Raw genomic sequence first — 18,267 nt, 5'->3', positions numbered from 1 at the left:
GTGATTAGTCGCCGATAGGCTGGCGGCCGGTCGGCGGATTGAGAGTCAGCAAAGATGACCTGATCCGGCGAAGTTTTTCAAGTGTTCGGTCCGGCGTGCGCCGGGCAACCGCAGTGGCAATGATATCGATGGTTGCCAGAAAAACATGCCGGGTGGCCGTTGGCTTATAAATATCAGGGTTTTCAGGCATATCAATGCCAATCACAAGGTCGCTTTCAGCGGCAAGCGGACTTTGCGGGTGAGTCATGGAGATGACCTTTGCACCATATTGGCGGGCAATGGCGGCACTGTGGATCAGTTCGGTCGGTCGGCCACTGGTGGAGATGGCAAAAAGCACATCTTCCTCGCCAAAGGTGGAGGCCAGCATACGCTGAAGGTAACCATCACTTTGGGCCTGTGCGGGAATGCCAAGGCGGAAGAAACGGTTGGCAGCGTCAAAGGCAACTGTGGTGGAGCCGCCGCCGACCCCCATAAAGGCGATCTGGCGGGCATTTGCCAGAATATCGGCGGCCTTGTCGATCTCAGTACTTGAAAGCTGTTCGCGTAGCAGACGCAGATTATCGACAATCACGCCCAGAACGTGATTGGAAAGCACGTCGGCGGCAGTTGTATCATCGGCCAGGTCTTCGGGGGCCAGATATTGCATGCTGACGGCAAGGTTCTGTGCCAGTCGTATTTTAAAATCACGAAACCCGTCGCATCCAAGGGTCCGGCAAAACCGGATCACGGTCGGTTCGCTGACGCCAACCTTTTGCGCAAGATCGGATAGCGCGATCGTGGTGACGTCTTGCAGGTGATCCTGAACGTAGTCGGCAACCCGCTGTTCACGTGCGGGAAAGGTCCCGGCCTTTCGACGCAGGAGGCTGATGATATCGACAGTAGGTTGCATGCAAGCGTTCCGATCATTCTCGAATATGAGGTGTTGTTACCGACACCACGCTGATAAATATCACTTTTTCGGTTTACAGGCGATAGCTTCGATCTTGATCCCGAGATTACCCATCCTGTCGGATCTAACCGTAAAGCGGGCAGGGCGTTCATTGTCGAATTGTTTGATCGCCGTTGTCGTTTTTCGGTGGGTGGCCCAATAATATAGGTAAAAATGTAGTTTAACTACCTATAATATCATTAGTTGCAGATCATTCAGGGTGATATTTGCAATTATGACTCAAAAATATGTAGACAAGCTACAAAAATATCATCACGATGTAGAAAAATTACATAAAACATTCATCAGCGGAGAGATTGAGTAAGATGGCGCTGCGCCGTGTTGAAGCCACAGCCGCATTGATCAGCCGGTCCCTGAACTGGGTGGTCGAACGAGTAATTGCCGTCCTGATGCTGGCCCTTGTGCTGGATGTCTGGCTGGGCGTGATTGATCGTTACATTTTCCACTGGCAACTGCCCTGGCCCGAAGAACTTGCGCGCTACCTGATGATCTGGGCAGCTCTTTTGGCGGTGTCGGCCGGGATTGCGCGGCGCGAACATATCGGTATCGGGATGTTTATCCTTAATACGCCGATGCCCGTGCAGCGCACGGTCCTGTTCTGTGTCGATCTGATTGCGCTGTGCGCGTTTCTGTATCTGGCAATTTACGGTTTTGATTTTGCCGCGGGCGGTATGCGCCGTCAGGCGATGATCTTTGGCATGACGCTGGCACTGCCATATGCCGCGGTGCCGGTTGCATCCCTGCTTGCTGCCATTCAGTTGTTGCTGGTTGCGCTTCGCGATCAGGGCCGCTTCGTTCCCATTGATCTGGCGGAGGGAGCAGAATGATCGTCGGTATTACTTTTGTCGTTCTGATGGTTCTGGGCATGCCGATTGGTTTTGCCCTTGGCGTTGCCGGTGTGATCGGCCTTTATGACATGGGCGGGGGCATGTTCCTTGTTCAGGGGCCAAGCAAGGTCTTTAACGGTCTGAACGTATTCCCGTTCCTCGCCATGCCGTTCTTTATTCTGGCTGGCGAGATCATGAACCATATCGGCATCACCAGCCGTCTTGTCCTGTTTGCGCAGGCGCTTGTCGGGCATTTCCGCGGCGGGTTGGCGCACACCAACATGCTGGCATCGGTTTTCTTTGCCGGACTGACCGGGGCGGCGACTGCCGATGCGGCGGCCTTTGGCAAGACACTTGTGCCAGCCATGGTCGAACGAGGGTATCGCCGTGATTATGCCTGTGCGGTGACCGCAGCCGGATCGATCATCGGCCCGACCATTCCGCCGTCGGGATTGATGGTTGTTTACGGGTCGCTGATGGGGGTTTCCATCGGCGGGCTGTTTGCCGCCGGTATCCTGCCGGGGCTGATGATCTGTCTGATCTGCATGACCGTGATTGCAGTAACCGCACGATCCAAGAACCTGCCGAAAAACGAACGTCGTGCTAACCTTTTGGAAATCTGGAAGATTTTCAAATCATCGATCACGGCCCTGATTATGCCTTTGATCATTCTGGGCGGCATTCTGGGCGGGATTGTTACCCCGACCGAAGCCGCATCGGTTGCAGTGGCCTATGCGCTGTTTATCGGTATCTTTATTTACCGTGCGCTGACCTTTGCCGATTTCTTCAAGATGCTGATCCGCACCGCCAGGGTGACGGGGGTGATTTTCATCATCATCGCGTTTGCGTCGATCCTTGGCTGGTGGCTGAGCTTCAATCGCATCCCGCAGGAAGTTGCGAGCCTCGTTCTGGGGCTGTCGTCCGATCCCTATATGGTCATTTTCATGATTGTCGCCCTGTTGCTGATGATCGGGATGGTCATGGATATCAATGCGATCCTGATCATTCTGGCGCCGGTTCTTGTGCCATTGACGGTTCAGATCGGCATGGACCCGATCCATGCCGGGATCATCTTTGTCCTTGCACTCAATATCTCGTTGATGACGCCGCCCGTAGGTGCGTGCCTGTTCGTGCTGTCGTCTGTCACGGGTGAAAAGCTTGAAAAAATTGCCGCCCAGCTTTGGCCGTTCCTTTTGGCAGAACTGGGTGTGCTGTTCCTGTTTGCCTTCTGGTCCGATCTTGCGCTCGCGATCCCGCGATTGCTTGGCTTCCGGTAACCAGTGGCAATGAAACGCTCCGATCAGGTCCGGATCGGGGCACCAAAACAAGACCGTGGACAGAAATAAAAGGCCTTAATCAAGGAGAGGTAGAATGAATACGATGAAGCGTTTCGGGGCATTTGCCCTTGCGACGGCCATGCTGGCCAGCACCACGTCATTGGCCTATGCAGAGCCCAAGGTTCTGAAATTTGCCCATGACAACAAAATGGATCCGTTTGAAAACCCGGCGCATGCCTGCACCGCTGTTTTCGCCAACATTGTCGAAGCCGACACCAATGGCGATATCAAGGTAGAGGTTTATCCGTCCAACCAGCTTGGCTCGGCTGCCGAACATGTGCAGATGGTTCGCGATGGTCTCATTCAGGCGACCCTGACCTCGACCGGGGCGATCGCATCCTACTATCCGCGTATCGACGTTCTGAACCTTGCCTTTGCGTTTGACAGCAACGCATCGACCTATGACGTGTTTGATGGTCCGTTTGGTCAGAAACTGGCGGTAGATATTGAAAACACCCTTGGCGATGTCAAGGTTCTTGGTTTCCCGGATACGGGCGGGTTCTTTGCTGTGACCAACTCCAAGCATCCGATTGCAACGCTGGACGATTTCAAGGGCATCCGTGTTCGCACCATGTCGCTGCCGTCGCATCAGAAAATCATGCAGGCACTGGGCGCAGAAGCCTATCCGATGGCGTGGGGCGAAGTTTATGCCGGCCTTCAGACGGGCGTGATCGATGGTCAGATGAACCCGGTCCCGACCGTGACCTTTGCCAAGTTCAACGAAGTGCAGGGTTATCTTACCCTGACCAACCATCTGTTTTCGCCTTACACCTTCATGCTGTCGAAAGCATTCTGGGATGATCTGACTGCCGACCAGCAGAAGATTGTTCGTTATGCAGCACAGTCCTGTGTGGTTGCCAGCCGTGGTGTATCGCGCGTGATCGAAGCATCTGACCGTGGTCTTGCCGGTTTGACCGACAAAATGGAAATCACGGCACTGAGCTCGGAAGAGCGTCAGAAGCTTAAAGATGTAACCCAGCCGGTCGTGGTCAAACACGTTCAGGAATCTTTGGGCACGGAAGGCGTTGAACTTCTCGAACTGTTCCAGACGGAAGTCGATAAAGCCAACGCCCACCGCTACATGGAATAATCCATGCGCGTGCGGGTGGTGCTTCACCCGCACGCTTTTTTCTTTTGCACATAAAATATGATGATTACAAAGAACAAAAAGGATGGGGTCATGAGGATTTTTTGCGCCTCCATTGCGACCGAAACCAACACATTCTCGCCGTTGCGCACCGATTTTTCCGATTTCAAGGAAAGCTTCTATGCCCCGCCCGGACAGCACCCGGTGACCCCGACGCTGTGCAGTGCCGTCTTTACCGAGGCGCGCCTGCGTGCGGCAAAGGAAGGCTGGGAACTGATCGAGGGTACCGCCACCTGGGCCGAGCCGGGAGGCTTGGTCAACCGGGAAACCTATGAACAATTGCGTGACGAGGTTCTGGGCCAGTTGCGTGCGGCCATGCCGGTTGACGCGGTTATTCTGGGGCTGCACGGGGCGATGGTCGCGCAAGGATATCTGGATTGCGAAGGCGATCTGATTTCGCGCGTTCGCGACATTGTTGGCCCGGATGTTATTATCGGCACCAGTTATGATCCGCACAGCCATCTGACGGAGCAGCGCATTACGAACGCCGATATTATCGTCGCGTTCAAGGAATTCCCCCACACCGATTTTGTCGATGCCGGGCGTTCGGTGGTTGACCTGGTGTTGCGTACGCTTCGCGGAGAGATCACGCCGACCAAGGCGGTTTTTGACTGTCATATGATCGAAGTTCTGCCGACGTCGCGCGAACCGATGCGGTCCTTCATTGATCGGGCCAAGGCGATGGAGGGGGCCGGTGATGTTCTTTCGGTATCGTTTATTCACGGCTTCATGGCCGGAGATGTACCCGATCTTGGTGCCAAGGTGATTGTGACCACCAACAATGATCCGGCCAAGGCAAACGAGCTTGCCCAAAAGCTGGGGCATGAGCTTTTCGGATTCCGTGGTACGACACGGCCAAGTTTTGTAACCGCGGATGTCGCGCTTGATCAGGCATTGGCAAGCGACGCCCGGCCGATTGTTCTGACCGATGTGTGGGACAATCCGGGGGGCGGCGTGCCGGGTGACAGCACGATTTTGCTGCGTGCCGCAATGGAACGCGGGCTTCGTGATTTTGCGGTTGGCACCATCTGGGACCCGATGGCGGTTCGGATTTGCATTTCGGCCGGCGAGGGCGCGACATTGCCGTTACGCTTTGGCGGAAAAACCGGTGCACATGCGGGGGCACCGATTGATGCCGAAGTGCGGGTGAAAAAAATCCGGCGCGATTCATGGCAGTATTTTGGTGACAGCATCGTGCCGCTGGGCGATTGCGCAGTGATCGAGCTTCCGGGTGGGGGCGAGGTGATTCTGAATTCCAACAGATCGCAAAGTTTCGATCCCAGCCTGTTTTCGAATATGGGCATTGATCCGACGTCGAAAAAATATCTGTTTATCAAATCGACCAATCACTTCTACGATGCGTTCGCCAAGATCGCGGGCGAGATCATTTATGTCGATGTCCACGGACCTTATCCGTCCGACCCGAAAACCAATGGATACCGTCATTTGACGCGCCCGATCTGGCCGATTGTTGACGATCCCTTTGCCGCAATAGCAAGCTGATTGCTGCCACCACCAGACTTGATAAGGACGCTGCCCCGATGACCGGAATGCCCCAATATCCCGAACTTGATACGCCCTGCGCGGTTGTTGATCTTGATACTGTCGACCGCAATATCGAAAGCTATCAGACCTATTGTGACAAACACGGGATCGGGCTGCGTCCGCATATCAAAACCCATAAAATTCCGGCCTTCGCCGCCCAACAGATGAAGGCAGGTGCTATCGGGATCACCTGCCAGAAAATTGGCGAGGCCGAGGTAATGGCAGATGCAGGGCTGGATGATATTCTTCTGACCTATAACGTATTGGGTGAACGCAAACTCGCGCGATTGCGGGCATTGTTTGACCGTATCAAAAGCCTGCGCGTGGTGGCCGATAATGCGGTTGTGGTCGAAGGATTGTCCAAGGCCTTTGCCGACAGTGCCAAGCCGCTTGAAATCCTGATCGAATGCGATACCGGTGGCGGACGTTGCGGGGTGCAAAACCCGGCAGAGGCCGTTGAACTGGCAAAGAAAATCCAATCACTGCCGGGGATCAGGTTTGTCGGGCTTATGACCTATCCGGCGACCGGTGGTGGTGCCAAGGTTGAGGCATTTTTCACCACGGCCATGAAGGAACTGGATGCGATTGGCCTTGAATGCCTGGTGCGCAGTTCCGGTGGGACGCCCGATATGTGGTTGGCCCATGAAGTGCCGTCTGTGACCGAACATCGCATCGGGACTTATATTTATAATGACCGATCCCTGATGGCGCGTGGGGTTTGCAAGGAAGATGATTGTGCACTTCGGGTGTTGACCGAGATCGTATCCTTGCCAACACCGGGCCGGGCAATCATTGATGCCGGGTCAAAGGTTCTGACATCCGATTTGCTGGGTCTAGACGGATATGGCTATGTCGTGGGGCATCCCGATGTTGCGGTCAAGGCTCTGTCCGAGGAACACGGCATTTTGCATTTCGATCCGGCGACACAGCCGTTTGAAATCGGCCAGCGGATCGAAATCATCCCGAACCATGTCTGCGTTGTCAGTAACATGCTTGATCAGGTGCATCTGGTGCGCGATGGCGATATCGAAACGGTTGATGTCGCCGCGCGGGGTTACGTGCTTTAAGGCACGATTACCTATGCCGGATCATGGTTGGGCAGATAGCCGGTGAAACCGGTGATCAGCCATTTTCCATCAGACTGTTTTTCGCAGTAATAATGGGTTTTCCAAAGCAGACGGTCAGTTGATCCGTCTGCTTTTTTTATGGCGCCGTTGAAATGTTTGCGCACCAGTGCGCGATTGCCGGTGATATCGATTTTCGAGAGGTAGGTGGCACGGAAAACACCATCAAACAGGTCTTCGACATAGTCGATTTCCTGTGCTGCTATCGCCTGACGCAGCCACTCATCGCGATAGGCTGCCAGATCGGGGAACATCATTTTCCAGGCATCGGGATCATCGGATTTGCAGGCATCAATGGCGTAAAAGCCGTCTGCCTTGAAGTCGTCTTTGACCATGGACCAGTCGGCCGCGACGAAGGCCGCAATATCGCGCGGCACCAGCATTTCCCAAATCTGGTTGCGATCCGTATCACCGGCTGGGAACGGGCTGTGGAATGTGCGGCTGTTCATGGTCTATCCGACTGATTTTAAAATTGATTTTCGATATTCTGCCATTGACTTGCCCGCAGTGCAATTACGACAAGATGTTTGTCAGCGGAAATTATGCCCCTGTGTGAAGCATTTGCAAAAACTTGAAAAATAAAGAAAGATTATCGGACGTGCCTGATCTACCAATAATAATTCCGGTCCGGGCAGAGCAAACGAGGTTCAGATGAGTTGGGGTGGTTTTACCCTTGCCGAACTTGAATGGCAGTATAATCCGCGCGAAACCGTGCCGGAATACATGACCTGTTTTGAACGTTTTGTGCGTCTGTCCGACGACACACGGGCAAGTGTCCACCACATGACCGATATCCGTTATGGCGACGGGCCAAAGGAAACCATGGATGTTTACCCGGCGGCCGAGCCGGATGCACCAGTGCATGTGTTTTTCCATGGCGGTTATTGGCGAAGTCAGGACAAAAAGGATTATGCGTTTGTTGCCCGCGACCTGAACGCCGCGGGCTTTACTGTCATTTGCCCGAATTACGACCTGTGCCCGGATGTGACGGTTGCTGAAATTACCTTGCAAGCGGTCCGTTGCATGACCTTCATTTATCAGAATATCGGCGATTTTAACGGAGATCGTGATCGTATCAGCATTTCCGGTCATTCGGCAGGCGGGCAGATTGTCGCGCGCCTTGCAGCCCATCATTGGGAAGATTCCCTTAATGATGCCAATCCGTTTTGTGCGGTTGTTCCGGTTTCCGGGGTTTTCGATCTGGAACCGATCCGTTTTACCAGCATCAATGACGATGTGCGGCTTAATGCTGCGACGGCGGCGGATAATTCACCGATGCTTGATGCCGTTCCGCATGACGTCAAAATGATGGTGGTGGTCGGCAGCAACGAAAGCCCGGAATTTGTCCGCCAAAGTGATGCCTATGCTGCCTATTGCGGGCGCGAGGGGTTGAAGGTCCCGGTCTATAAGGCATGGGGTGCGAACCATTTCACGGTGCTTGAAGAACTTTACCTTGGTACCGGTTCGCTGTTTGGGCATCTGAAACGCTTTTTGCAGCGTTAATCGGCCAACAGGCCACATGTGGCGGGCAGATTATTCACCAGAAACAAAGTGAAAAACAGCGTGCGATCCTGTGACGCATGTTCTTTGACGTGGTATAAGATATCCATGCTACCACGCTGAAATCGAAAATAAATTTACAGGAAGGCCCATGCGTTTCATCTCTGCCGAAGAAATCGATAAATTCGTCTCGCCCCGCGATCTGGTTGAGGCGCTCCGCAAAGGATTTGCCCAAGGCTGTGAAGCTCCGTTGCGCAGCCATTTCAACATGGAACGCAGCAATGAGGATGACGCGACTTTCCTGATCATGCCTGCCTGGCAAAAGGACGGGGCGGCCGGGGTCAAGGTTGCCGCCGTGGTGCCGGGCAATTCGGCGCGTAACCTGCCGGCGGTTTCGGGGACTTATATCCTGCTTGATGCAGTAACCGGTCAACCATCGGCGGTGATTGATGGCACCAAACTGACGACGCGCCGCACGGCGGCGGCATCGGCATTGGCAGCGGATTATCTTGCACGCAAGGACGCCCGCGAGATGGTAATGGTCGGGTCCGGGGCGATGGCGCCGAACTTGATTAAGGCGCACGCATCGGTTCGCCCGATCAAAAAGGTCACGATCTGGAATCGCAATGGCGACAAGGCCCGCGCGTTGGCTGCTGAAACCGCCACCCTTGGGTTTGAGGCGGTGGGCACGGATGATTTGGAAACGGCATGCAAGAGTGCCGATCTGATTTCATGCGCCACCCTTTCGACCGAACCACTGGTCCGCGGTGACTGGCTTCGTGAGGGCACGCATGTTGATCTTGTCGGTGCGTTCAAACCGACGATGCGTGAAACCGACGATGCTCTGATGCAGAAATGCCGGATTTATGTTGATAGCTTTGAAGGGGCAGCGGCGGAAGGTGGTGACGTGGTTCAGCCGTTGAATGCCGGATCGATTGCCAAATCCGATATTCTGGGCGATCTGTTTGGCCTGACGCGCGGTGAGGTCAAGGGACGCCAAACCGATGCAGAATGCACCGTTTTCAAATCGGTCGGTCATTCGCTTGAAGATTTCGTTGCGGCGGTTGCGGTTGTCGATGCCGTCGGGAAGGTTGGCAAATGATCAGTACCGATCTTTTCGCCCCGGAGATGCTGGAAAGCTATCGCGGGACGGTACCGAAAGATTGGATCGACTTTAACGGGCATGTGAATGTCGGTTATTACGTTGTCGGATTTGATCTGGGATCTGTGGCGTTTCTTGATGCGGTCGGGATGGGACGGACTTATCCCGAACGGCGCGGGTTTTCGACCTTTGCACTTGAAATGCACATCACCTATGACCGGGAAATTCACCTGAACGACCCGTTTGTGATCCATACGCAAATTCTTGATTGCGATCACAAACGCATTCACATGTATCACGAATTGCGCCATGGGACCGAAGGATGGCTTTCGGCGACCAATGAAATCATCACGATGCATATCGATATGAAAACGCGGCGGTCGGCGGCATTTCCCGATGATGTTCAAAAGACGCTTGATCTGATCCGTGATGCGCATCGCGATTTACCGGTGCCAAGCGGGGTCGGGCGCAAGATCGGTATTCGTCGCGCAGGATGATGATAGTCGTCCCTGAGACGATCAAACCCGCATCCGGTGATGCGGGTTTTTGCATTCAGGCGACCTTTACAAACAGCTTGCAGATTTCGCCGCTGTTATTGACGTCCTGATCCCGTTCATAGGTCAGGCCAAGTTTGGTCAACAGTTTTAGCGATACGGTATTGTCCGGCAGGGTATAGCCAAATATCCGATCAAACCCGAGGGTGTCGTAACCATAGTCGATCAGGGCGTTGCTGACTTCAAACGCATAGCCCATGCCCTGACGGCTTTCGGTAATGGCATAGCCGATATCGGGCGCATCAAGGGTGTCGCGTTTGACAAAACCGCATAGACCGATTGCGGTATGCGTTGCCTTTTCGATCACAATGTAAGAACCGAAACCGTGTTTCAGATAACTGCTGAGAAGCCGTTCATCGATATAGTCACGTGCGGCATCAAGATCCCGAATATTGCGATCCCCGATAAACCGGATCCAGCCCGGTTCGTTCAGCAGTTGCAGGATAAAGGGGGCATCATCATGGGTCGCATGACGGACAAGCGTTCTTTTGGTTTCCAGTATTGTCATACTGTATTACCCTTGGTTTCGTGGTGGCGAATACCGCATGCTAGCCTAGAGTGCGCATAAATAAAGAATGAATTCGCCAAACACTGACGGCGGAGGTCCGATATGGCTGTGAGGCCAATTAAGCTTAGCTTTGAAGGTGCACTTGGTGCGCAGCTTTCAGCGCGGTTGGATTTGCCGACGGGACCGGTTCGGGCCTATGCGCTGTTTGCGCATTGTTTTACGTGCTCCAAGGACCTGACGGCGGCGCGCAAGATCGCGCAATCCCTGACCATGCAGGGGATTGGGGTCTTGCGGTTCGACTTTACCGGGCTTGGCGGGTCGGGCGGTGATTTTGCATCCACCAATTTCACATCCAATCTGGATGACCTGAAACGCGCGGCTGATTTCCTGCGGCATGAATTTGCAGCCCCCCGTTTGCTGATCGGACATTCGTTGGGCGGGGCAGCGGTTTTGGCCGTGGCCGATAGCGTGCCCGAGGCAACCGCGGTTGCAACGATTGGTGCACCCGCCGATGTCGAGCATGTGACCCATAATTTCGCAGGTTACCTTGAAGATATCGAACGCGACGGGCAGGCCGAAGTTTCGTTAAGCGGGCGGCCCTTTGTGATCAAGAAGCATTTCATTGATGATCTGCGCGCCCATGATATCGGAAAATCGGTCGGCAAATTGCACAAGGCGTTGCTGGTGCTGCATGCACCGATGGATCAGACGGTGGGTATTGAAAATGCGGCGCGGATTTTTGATGCCGCCAAGCATCCGAAAAGCTTTGTGTCGCTTGATAGTGCCGACCATTTGTTGCGCGATCCCGACGATGCGACCTATGCCGCGGAAGTGATCAGTGCATGGGCGCGGCGGTATATCACCGACGAAGAACCGGCCAATGAAGAGGTGCCCGATGGGGCGGTGGTTGTACGGGAAACCGGGCTTGGCAAGTTTCAGGCGATGGTTCTGGCCGGGCATCACAGAATGCTTGCCGATGAGCCCGAAGGTGTCGGCGGGTTTGACAGTGGACCGTCACCTTATGATTTTCTGGCGGCCGCCCTTGGGTCATGCACGGTGATGACCATGCGGATGTATGCCGATCAGAAACAGATCCCGGTCGATGGCATTCGGGTAGAAGTCCGACATGATAAAATCCATGCGACGGATTGCATGGAATGCGGGGCGGAATTCGAACAGAAGGGCGGCAAGATCGACCGTTTCGAACGGATCATTACCCTGCATGGTGATTTTACCGAGGAAGTCCGAGAAAAGCTGATCGCGATTGCCAATAAATGCCCGGTGCATCGCACATTGGAAGCCAAGTCACTGATCGTGACACGGGACGAGCGGGATCGGTAGAATTCATGGTCCTCATACAAAAAAAACGCCTGGCGCAATTGGCCGGGCGTTTTTGTATTCGGGGCGGAAGTAACCGGATTACGGTTTTGCCGCAACCACGATGAATTCAACCAGATAATCCGGGGTGGCAAGTTTGGCTTCGCCGCATGCACGTGCCGGGGTGTGACCCTGCGGGACCCATGCGTCCCAGATTTCATTCATTTTCGCGAAGTCGGCCATATCGGCAAGCCAGATGGTGGTCGAAAGGATGTTTTCCTTTGACGCGCCGCATTCGGCCAGAAGCGCATCAACCTTGGCAAGGCATTCCTTGGTCTGGTTGGTAACGTCGCTGCCCGGTTCGCCAACCTGACCGGCAAGATAGATGGTGTTGCCATGGACAACGGCCTGGCTCATGCGCGGGCCGGTGTGAAAACGCTGAATGCTCATCAAAGTCTCCTGGTATCAAGATATGATTGGGTTTTGGTATGATTATGCGGCGTGATTATCACGTTTGGTAACGCCGCACCAGTCGGCAATGAACAGGGCAAGGACCTCGGTGACTTCCATCATGCTGGAAATCGAGACCCGTTCGTCAATGCCATGAATTCGTTCGGCTTTCGGGCCATAACAGGTGGCCGGGGTATTGCCGTAAATCTGGAAGAAACGCGCATCCGTCGTCGCGGTGGAAGCATAGTTTTTGATCGTATTGCCGGTGACTTCGTGATGGATGTTACCGATCATGGTCATCATCGGATGGGTTTCGTCCATCACGCATCCCTCGGCCTGAAAACCGCGATAGGTGATGTCGAATTTTGCACCCTTGCAGGTCGGGTGATTTTCCATCGCACTTTGTGCAACCGCCTCGATGGTTTCGCGGACCTTGGCCAATTCCATACCGGGATAGAACCCGACACGGATGTCGGCCGAACAAACCGGCGGTACGGTCGATGCCCATTCACCGCCTTCGATCTTGCCCAGATTGAAATTCACCGGATGCACATGTGCGCCATAGGCCGCATGACAATGGGTGGGATGGTTCCAGATGTCCTCGACTTCTTTCAGGGTTTCGAAAAAGCCAAAGGTGGCCTCGATGGCGTTGCTTCCGGCCGAGGTATCAAGAACATGTGCCGGACTTCCTGTGACGTGAAGCTGGAACCACATCACGCCAAGCTGGGCTGTCATCAGCGTCTGGTTGAACGGTTCGGGAATGATCGCACAATCGGCCCGATATCCGGCATGCAGGCAGGCCAGCGCCCCATTGCCGGTGCATTCTTCTTCGACAACCGATTGCAGGATAACCGGGGCGGCGGGTTCAAGCCCCAGATCATGAAGGGCGGCAAGGGCGTGGCAATAGGCAATGATCCCGGCCTTCATATCGCCAGCCCCACGGCCATAAAGCCAGTCGCGTTCAACATAGGGATCAAACGGTCCGCGTCGCCATTGCGCCACCGGCCCGGTCGGCACGACATCGATATGCCCGTTTAAAATCAGGCTGCGTCCGGTTTGCTTTGCCGGTTCATGAATGCCGACGATATTTTCCCGTCCGTTATATTCGGTCGTAACCGGTGGGGAAAAGCCCGGTAAATCGCGCAATTCGTCAATATTGACCGCAACCCGTTCGACCATAAGCCCCATATCGGCAAAACGATCCGCCACCCAGTTCTGGGCCGATGTTTCATTGCCCAGAAGGCTGGCATGGCGAACCAATGCACAAAGGTCGTCAATTGCACGATCCCGGCGATTGGCAACGCTACGTCGCAGTTCATTGCGATCAAAATGGGTCATGGCACGATTTCCGTATTCTTCCTTACGCTGTTCGGACAAGGCCCGGGCGGGTGGCAGCAAGGGCATCCGTGGTCACGCCAAGTTTCGTCATCCTGTCTGGTACGCCATCGCCGCAAATCAGACTGGCGGCGTATTCACCCATCGCGGGGGCGGTTTGAATGCCATAACCGCCCTGACCGGCAAGCCAGTAAAAGCCATCCGCAACCGGGTCGAATGCCGATACCGGATCGCCATCGGCAAAGAAGCTGCGCAGGCCAGCCCATGCTTCGCCCGGTCGATTGACCTTAAGCGTGGTTGCCGTCATCAGGCGGTCAATCGTGATGGCGATATCGAGTTCTTCGGGCTGGACATCATGGGGCACGGTGGGGGTGGCATCGGAAGGTGACACCAGTAGGCGACCGGCATCTTCCTTGAAATACAGGCCTTCGCCGACATCCGATACCATGTGCCAGCCATGCGCATTGATGTCAGATGGCAGATCAACCATCACCGCCGTGCGGCGTTTGGGGGTGATGCCCAATGGGGTAACGCCCGCCAGTTTTGCGATTTCATCGACCCATGCACCGGATGCGTTAACGAGGATTTGCGCCTCATAGGTTTCGCCGCCTGCCGTGACCTGCCAGCCGGTTGCGGTTTTTGCAATTGCGGTGACATCGGCCTTGACCACCAGATCACCGCCAAGCTTTTTGAAATGGCGGATAAAGCCCCAATGCAGCGCATGAACATCAATATCCATCGCATCGGTTTCAAGGGCACCGCACGCAATCAGATCGGTATTGAGGATCGGGATCAGTTTTTTGATATCATCGGCTGTCAGGGCGACAACCTTCGCGCCATTTGCGCGGCCTTCGGTCAGAAGTTCGTCAATCGCGCCTTCATTGCCGTGGGCGGCGGTCAGGATCACACCGCGCGGGGTCAGGATCGGATTTTCGGTGAAACCTTCGGGCGGGTTCAGGAAAAAGTCACGGCTGGCGGTCGACATCTTGCGGATGATTTTCGGGCCGTAGGTTTCGCTGTATAGTGCGGCTGACCGGCCCGTGCTGTGATAGCCGGGCTGATCTTCGCGTTCGAGAACCGTGACGGACCTGCCGCGTTTGGCCAGAAAATAGGCTGCTGACATGCCGGCAATACCGCCGCCAATGATCAGGATATCAGATGTTTTCATTTGGGGCTCCCTGCGGTGGTGGCGTCAAAGGCGCTGATAAACTGAAAAAGGTTTTCAGCCAGTGTGTTACTGACATAACCACCTTCCTGCACTAGCACGGTTGGCAGATTGATGCCGCCAATTTTTTCGCCGATTCTGGCAAATCCGCCGGGTGTGACGGCCAGTCCGCCAAACGGATCATCCGATGATGCATCCAGACCCAGTGCAATGACAACCGCATCGGCGCTGAAATGATCAATCATGACAAGCGCACGATCAAGGGCGGCCAGAAATGCGTCATCGCCGCTGCCAAGGGGCAGGGGATAATTGTGGTTGAAACCAAGCCCTGCACCCTGTCCGCGTTCTTCGGCATGACCCCAGAAAAACGGATAGAAATCGCGTGGATCGGCATGGATCGACAGCGTCATGACATCATCACGGGCATAGAAAATATGCTGCGTGCCGTTGCCGTGATGCAGGTCAACATCAAGGACCGCAACCCGGTCGTATTTGGCGCGCAGTTCCTGTGCGGCAATGGCACTATTGTTCAGGTAACAGAAACCACCAGCAATATCGCGGCTGGCATGGTGGCCGGGCGGCCGGCACAGGGCATAGGCCGATTGGGCATTTTCATCGCGGACACGGCGGGTGGCGGCAATCGCGGTTTGTGCACTGGCATAGGCCGATTGCCAGGTGGTTGCCGATATCGGGCAGGATGTATCGCCCATATGAAAACCGGCCTTGCCCGCAGGTGATCTTGGATAGGGGCCAAGCCGGACAAACGGATGAATGCCGGGTACGACCAGATCAGAACCACCAAAAACCTTCCATTCGGCATGGATGGTTTGCAGGAATTTCAGATATTCCGGCGCATGAATGGCGGCAATCGGACCCATGCCGAAATCATCAGGGGTACGCAAATCAAGGCCAAGCCGTTTGACGGCCGTGGTCAGGATTTCCGCCCGTTCGGGGACTTCGGGGATTGGCCGTGCTTCGCCTGCGACCATGAATGTCTGGCCGTGATGGCGAAGCTGATCGGCTGAGAAATAGGCATGCATCATGGGCGCCGCCTTTCGTTGGCTTTGCGTCGTGGTGTTGGTGGCAGTTTGTTATTTCCTAAAAGGCGACCTGATCGGCACCTTTTAGGCCCAGCATGGTGCGGGCTTCGTCCGGTGTTGCGATTTCAAGGGATAACCCGTCGAGAACTTCACGGATTTTGCGAACTTGTGATGCGTTGTCCGGGGCCAGTTCGCCCTTGCGCAGATACAGGTTATCTTCAAGCCCGACCCGCACATGTCCGCCCATGGTGGCCGACATCGTGGCAAGCGGCATCTGATGACGGCCGGCACCCAGAACCGAAAACTGGTACTGATCGCCAAAAAGTTTGTCGGCGGTGCGTTTCAGATGGGCAAGGTTATCGGGATCAGCCCCGATGCCCCCCAGAACGCCCAGAACGAACTGAATGAAAATCGGACCCTTGATCAGGCCGCGATCAACAAAATGGGCCAGCGTATAAAGATGCCCGACGTCATAACATTCAAATTCAAACCTTGTGCCATTGGCATCACCCAGATCGGCCAGAATGGTTTCGATATCGGCAAAGGTGTTTTTGAATACGAAATCACGACTGTCTTCGAGAAATTTCGGTTCCCAGTCGTGTTGCCAGTTACTACGCCCGGCAAGGGCCGGGAACAGGCCAAAATTCATCGTACCCATATTCAGCGACGCCATTTCGGGTGCGGCCTGCTTTGCGGCACGAATGCGGTCCTTGACCGTCATGGTCATGCCGCCGCCGGTCGAAATGTTGATCACCGCATCAATAGCCGATTTGATGCGTGGCAGGAATTGGTCGAAAACAGCCGGTTCCGGGCTTGGAAAGCCGGTTTCGGGATCGCGGGCATGCAGATGCAGGATGGCAGCCCCGGCATTTGCCGCCGCAATTGCCTGATCGGCAATCTGGTCGGGGGTGATTGGCAGATGCGGGCTCATTGACGGAGTATGAACCGATCCGGTGATTGCGCAGGTGATGATGACTTTCCGGCTCATGCAAAGGCTCCGGCACGGGTGAGTTCGTCCTGAAGGTCGCCAAGGGCGGCGCGCAACGGAGTGAGGATGTCGTCAAACTGATCGGGTGTGATCGTCATGGGCGGGCAGACCATCACATGATCGCCGCGATAACCGCCGCGGGTGCGACGCCAGTAAATGATCAGGCCCTTGTCATAGGCGATGTCGACAAGGCGGGCAGCCGCAAGATGTTTGGGATCAATCGGTTCCATGGTTTCGCGGTCTTTGACCAGTTCGACCGCAAGCAGCAATCCTAGGCCGCGCACATCGCCGATAAACGGAAAATCAGCGGCAAGTTTGCCAAGTTCGGCCTTTAATGCCGCCCCGCTTTGGGTCGCATTTTCCAGAAGGTTATCTTCGTCGATAACATCAAGAACCGCGTTGCCCGCCGCACAGGCCATCGGATTTCCGGCATAGGTGTAACCGTGAATAAACCCGCCATGATCAAGAACCGGTCCGACAATACGATCAGGCGCGATCATCGCCCCCAGCGGGGCATAACCCGCCGCCAACCCCTTTGATACGGCCAGAATATCAGGCGTGATGCCCCAATGTTCGGCAGCGAAATATTTGCCAGTGCGCCCGGCACCCGTCATGACCTCGTCATAGATCAGAAGAATGCCGTATTGATCACAGATTTCGCGAATGCGGGCATAGTAGCTGTCGGGCGCGACCAGCGCGCCGGTCGCAGCTCCTCCGACGGGCTCCATGATGAAGCCAAGAACGGTTTCCGGACCCTGTTTGAGTATTTCGGCCTCTAGCATGTTGGCGTATTTCAGGCCGCGTTCATGATCACTCAGATCATCGCGATCCAGATAGCAGGTCGGGGCCGGAATTTTCGGTTGATCGACCATCATCGGGGCGAAGGGCGCATGCATTGGCGTATAGCCGGTGATGGCGAGCGCACCAAGGGTTGAACCGTGATAGCTGGGGAAACGCGAAATGATCTTGGTCCGCTGGGCTTGCCCTTTTGCCAGGGCATATTGACGGGCAAGCTTGATGCAGCTTTCGACGGCTTCGGACCCGCCGGATACAAAGAATACCCGTTCAAGATCGCCCGGTGCGCGTTCGGCAAGGCGGAATGCCAGATTTTCGGCCGCATCATTTTCAAAATGCAGGCGATAGGCGAAACTGGCCTTTTCAAGCTGCGCATTCATCGCGGCAATCACGCGCGGGTCGCTATGGCCGATATTGCTGACCATGGCACCGCTGGAGGCATCGATATAGCGTTTGCCATCGACATCCCACATATAGACGCCCTTGGCACGGTCAATCAGCGGCCGACGCGAACGGCTTTGATAAAACAGGCGGGATTCCCGGTTATGGCCGGTTTTGGGGTTATCATGCGTCACTTCGGGTGG

Annotated in this window: 18 protein-coding genes; 9 read left to right on the top strand and 9 right to left on the bottom strand. The window is 55.0% G+C overall.

The window, feature by feature from the left end; all coding sequences use genetic code 11:
- Nucleotides 1-4 precede the first annotated feature (4 nt).
- Nucleotides 5-889, bottom strand: coding sequence for a MurR/RpiR family transcriptional regulator (locus tag TH5_RS05795; RefSeq protein ID WP_063091877.1), 885 nt, complete (start codon nt 887-889; stop codon nt 5-7).
- Between the two features lie 365 nt (nt 890-1,254).
- Between TH5_RS05795 and TH5_RS05790 the strand changes: the two genes are divergently transcribed.
- From TH5_RS05790 to TH5_RS05770, 5 genes are all read left to right on the top strand, one after another.
- Nucleotides 1,255-1,776, top strand: coding sequence for a TRAP transporter small permease (locus TH5_RS05790; protein WP_114121053.1), 522 nt, complete (start codon nt 1,255-1,257; stop codon nt 1,774-1,776).
- A complete protein-coding gene (locus TH5_RS05785) occupies nt 1,773-3,053 on the top strand; it encodes a TRAP transporter large permease (protein ID WP_062953091.1) in 1,281 nt (426 codons plus the stop codon). Before TH5_RS05790 ends, TH5_RS05785 begins: the two co-directional genes overlap by 4 nt.
- Before the next feature lie 94 nt (nt 3,054-3,147).
- Nucleotides 3,148-4,203: a TRAP transporter substrate-binding protein gene (locus TH5_RS05780; protein ID WP_114121052.1), complete on the top strand. Its 1,056-nt coding sequence runs from the start codon at nt 3,148-3,150 to the stop codon at nt 4,201-4,203.
- Between the two features lie 90 nt (nt 4,204-4,293).
- Entirely contained in the window at nt 4,294-5,763 is a 1,470-nt protein-coding gene (locus TH5_RS05775) for a M81 family metallopeptidase (RefSeq protein WP_114121070.1), read from the top strand.
- Between the two features lie 38 nt (nt 5,764-5,801).
- Nucleotides 5,802-6,872 carry a D-TA family PLP-dependent enzyme gene (locus tag TH5_RS05770; protein WP_114121051.1) on the top strand — a complete coding sequence of 357 codons (1,071 nt, stop codon included), beginning with the start codon at nt 5,802-5,804 and terminating at the stop codon, nt 6,870-6,872.
- Between the two features lie 11 nt (nt 6,873-6,883).
- On the opposite strand, the gene TH5_RS05765 is transcribed toward TH5_RS05770, so the two are convergent.
- Entirely contained in the window at nt 6,884-7,378 is a 495-nt protein-coding gene (locus TH5_RS05765; protein ID WP_114121050.1) for a hypothetical protein, read from the bottom strand.
- A gap of 202 nt (nt 7,379-7,580) precedes the next feature.
- Here TH5_RS05765 and TH5_RS05760 point away from each other — a divergent pair, with 202 nt between their 5' ends.
- The 3 genes from TH5_RS05760 to TH5_RS05750 all read left to right on the top strand — a co-directional run bounded on the left by TH5_RS05760 (nt 7,581) and on the right by TH5_RS05750 (nt 10,028).
- Complete coding sequence (locus TH5_RS05760; RefSeq protein WP_114121049.1) at nt 7,581-8,432, top strand: alpha/beta hydrolase; 852 nt, start codon at nt 7,581-7,583, stop codon at nt 8,430-8,432.
- Between the two features lie 148 nt (nt 8,433-8,580).
- Nucleotides 8,581-9,531: a bifunctional Delta(1)-pyrroline-2-carboxylate/Delta(1)-piperideine-2-carboxylate reductase gene (gene lhpI, locus TH5_RS05755; RefSeq protein ID WP_114121048.1), complete on the top strand. Its 951-nt coding sequence runs from the start codon at nt 8,581-8,583 to the stop codon at nt 9,529-9,531.
- Nucleotides 9,528-10,028: a thioesterase family protein gene (locus TH5_RS05750; RefSeq protein WP_114121047.1), complete on the top strand. Its 501-nt coding sequence runs from the start codon at nt 9,528-9,530 to the stop codon at nt 10,026-10,028. The genes lhpI and TH5_RS05750 overlap by 4 nt, the downstream gene beginning before the upstream one ends.
- 55 nt (nt 10,029-10,083) lie before the next feature.
- Here the strand turns inward: TH5_RS05750 and TH5_RS05745 are convergent, their stop codons facing one another.
- A complete protein-coding gene (locus tag TH5_RS05745; protein WP_114121046.1) occupies nt 10,084-10,593 on the bottom strand; it encodes a GNAT family N-acetyltransferase in 510 nt (169 codons plus the stop codon).
- A gap of 102 nt (nt 10,594-10,695) precedes the next feature.
- On the opposite strand from TH5_RS05745, the gene TH5_RS05740 reads away from it, so the two are divergent.
- A complete protein-coding gene (locus tag TH5_RS05740; protein WP_114121045.1) occupies nt 10,696-11,934 on the top strand; it encodes a bifunctional alpha/beta hydrolase/OsmC family protein in 1,239 nt (412 codons plus the stop codon).
- Between the two features lie 78 nt (nt 11,935-12,012).
- On the opposite strand, the gene TH5_RS05735 is transcribed toward TH5_RS05740, so the two are convergent.
- The 6 genes from TH5_RS05735 to TH5_RS05710 are packed head-to-tail and all read right to left on the bottom strand — an operon-like array spanning nt 12,013 to nt 18,258.
- Nucleotides 12,013-12,360, bottom strand: coding sequence for a RidA family protein (locus TH5_RS05735; RefSeq protein ID WP_007089349.1), 348 nt, complete (start codon nt 12,358-12,360; stop codon nt 12,013-12,015).
- A gap of 42 nt (nt 12,361-12,402) precedes the next feature.
- The gene (locus TH5_RS05730; RefSeq protein WP_114121069.1) at nt 12,403-13,698 is read right to left on the bottom strand and encodes a M20 family metallopeptidase; all 1,296 of its coding nucleotides are present in this window, start codon (nt 13,696-13,698) and stop codon (nt 12,403-12,405) included.
- Between the two features lie 22 nt (nt 13,699-13,720).
- On the bottom strand, nt 13,721-14,863 hold the full coding sequence (locus TH5_RS05725) for an NAD(P)/FAD-dependent oxidoreductase (RefSeq protein WP_114121044.1): 1,143 nt from the start codon (nt 14,861-14,863) through the stop codon (nt 13,721-13,723).
- Complete coding sequence (locus TH5_RS05720; protein ID WP_114121043.1) at nt 14,860-15,903, bottom strand: histone deacetylase family protein; 1,044 nt, start codon at nt 15,901-15,903, stop codon at nt 14,860-14,862. The genes TH5_RS05725 and TH5_RS05720 overlap by 4 nt, the downstream gene beginning before the upstream one ends.
- 55 nt (nt 15,904-15,958) lie before the next feature.
- Nucleotides 15,959-16,888, bottom strand: a complete 930-nt coding sequence (kce, locus tag TH5_RS05715) for a 3,5-dioxohexanoate:acetyl-CoA acetone transferase (RefSeq protein ID WP_114121042.1) — start codon at nt 16,886-16,888, stop codon at nt 15,959-15,961.
- A complete protein-coding gene (locus TH5_RS05710; protein ID WP_114121041.1) occupies nt 16,885-18,258 on the bottom strand; it encodes an aminotransferase family protein in 1,374 nt (457 codons plus the stop codon). The genes kce and TH5_RS05710 overlap by 4 nt, the downstream gene beginning before the upstream one ends.
- Between the last annotated feature and the right edge of the window lie 9 nt (nt 18,259-18,267).

This window comes from Thalassospira xianhensis MCCC 1A02616 (genome assembly GCF_003326475.1).
Taxonomy (GTDB): domain Bacteria; phylum Pseudomonadota; class Alphaproteobacteria; order Rhodospirillales; family Thalassospiraceae; genus Thalassospira; species Thalassospira xianhensis.
This window is presented reverse-complemented; position numbering and strand designations above follow the sequence as displayed.

What these genes read in the sequence shown, in the direction of transcription:
- TH5_RS05795 (WP_063091877.1), bottom strand. Translation starts at nt 889, where the DNA reads ATGCAACCTACTGTCGATATCATCAGCCTCCTGCGTCGAAAGGCCGGG.
- TH5_RS05790 (WP_114121053.1), top strand. Translation starts at nt 1,255, where the DNA reads ATGGCGCTGCGCCGTGTTGAAGCCACAGCCGCATTGATCAGCCGGTCC.
- TH5_RS05785 (WP_062953091.1), top strand. Translation starts at nt 1,773, where the DNA reads ATGATCGTCGGTATTACTTTTGTCGTTCTGATGGTTCTGGGCATGCCG.
- TH5_RS05780 (WP_114121052.1), top strand. Translation starts at nt 3,148, where the DNA reads ATGAATACGATGAAGCGTTTCGGGGCATTTGCCCTTGCGACGGCCATG.
- TH5_RS05775 (WP_114121070.1), top strand. Translation starts at nt 4,294, where the DNA reads ATGAGGATTTTTTGCGCCTCCATTGCGACCGAAACCAACACATTCTCG.
- TH5_RS05770 (WP_114121051.1), top strand. Translation starts at nt 5,802, where the DNA reads ATGACCGGAATGCCCCAATATCCCGAACTTGATACGCCCTGCGCGGTT.
- TH5_RS05765 (WP_114121050.1), bottom strand. Translation starts at nt 7,378, where the DNA reads ATGAACAGCCGCACATTCCACAGCCCGTTCCCAGCCGGTGATACGGAT.
- TH5_RS05760 (WP_114121049.1), top strand. Translation starts at nt 7,581, where the DNA reads ATGAGTTGGGGTGGTTTTACCCTTGCCGAACTTGAATGGCAGTATAAT.
- lhpI (WP_114121048.1), top strand. Translation starts at nt 8,581, where the DNA reads ATGCGTTTCATCTCTGCCGAAGAAATCGATAAATTCGTCTCGCCCCGC.
- TH5_RS05750 (WP_114121047.1), top strand. Translation starts at nt 9,528, where the DNA reads ATGATCAGTACCGATCTTTTCGCCCCGGAGATGCTGGAAAGCTATCGC.
- TH5_RS05745 (WP_114121046.1), bottom strand. Translation starts at nt 10,593, where the DNA reads ATGACAATACTGGAAACCAAAAGAACGCTTGTCCGTCATGCGACCCAT.
- TH5_RS05740 (WP_114121045.1), top strand. Translation starts at nt 10,696, where the DNA reads ATGGCTGTGAGGCCAATTAAGCTTAGCTTTGAAGGTGCACTTGGTGCG.
- TH5_RS05735 (WP_007089349.1), bottom strand. Translation starts at nt 12,360, where the DNA reads ATGAGCATTCAGCGTTTTCACACCGGCCCGCGCATGAGCCAGGCCGTT.
- TH5_RS05730 (WP_114121069.1), bottom strand. Translation starts at nt 13,698, where the DNA reads ATGACCCATTTTGATCGCAATGAACTGCGACGTAGCGTTGCCAATCGC.
- TH5_RS05725 (WP_114121044.1), bottom strand. Translation starts at nt 14,863, where the DNA reads ATGAAAACATCTGATATCCTGATCATTGGCGGCGGTATTGCCGGCATG.
- TH5_RS05720 (WP_114121043.1), bottom strand. Translation starts at nt 15,903, where the DNA reads ATGATGCATGCCTATTTCTCAGCCGATCAGCTTCGCCATCACGGCCAG.
- kce (WP_114121042.1), bottom strand. Translation starts at nt 16,888, where the DNA reads ATGAGCCGGAAAGTCATCATCACCTGCGCAATCACCGGATCGGTTCAT.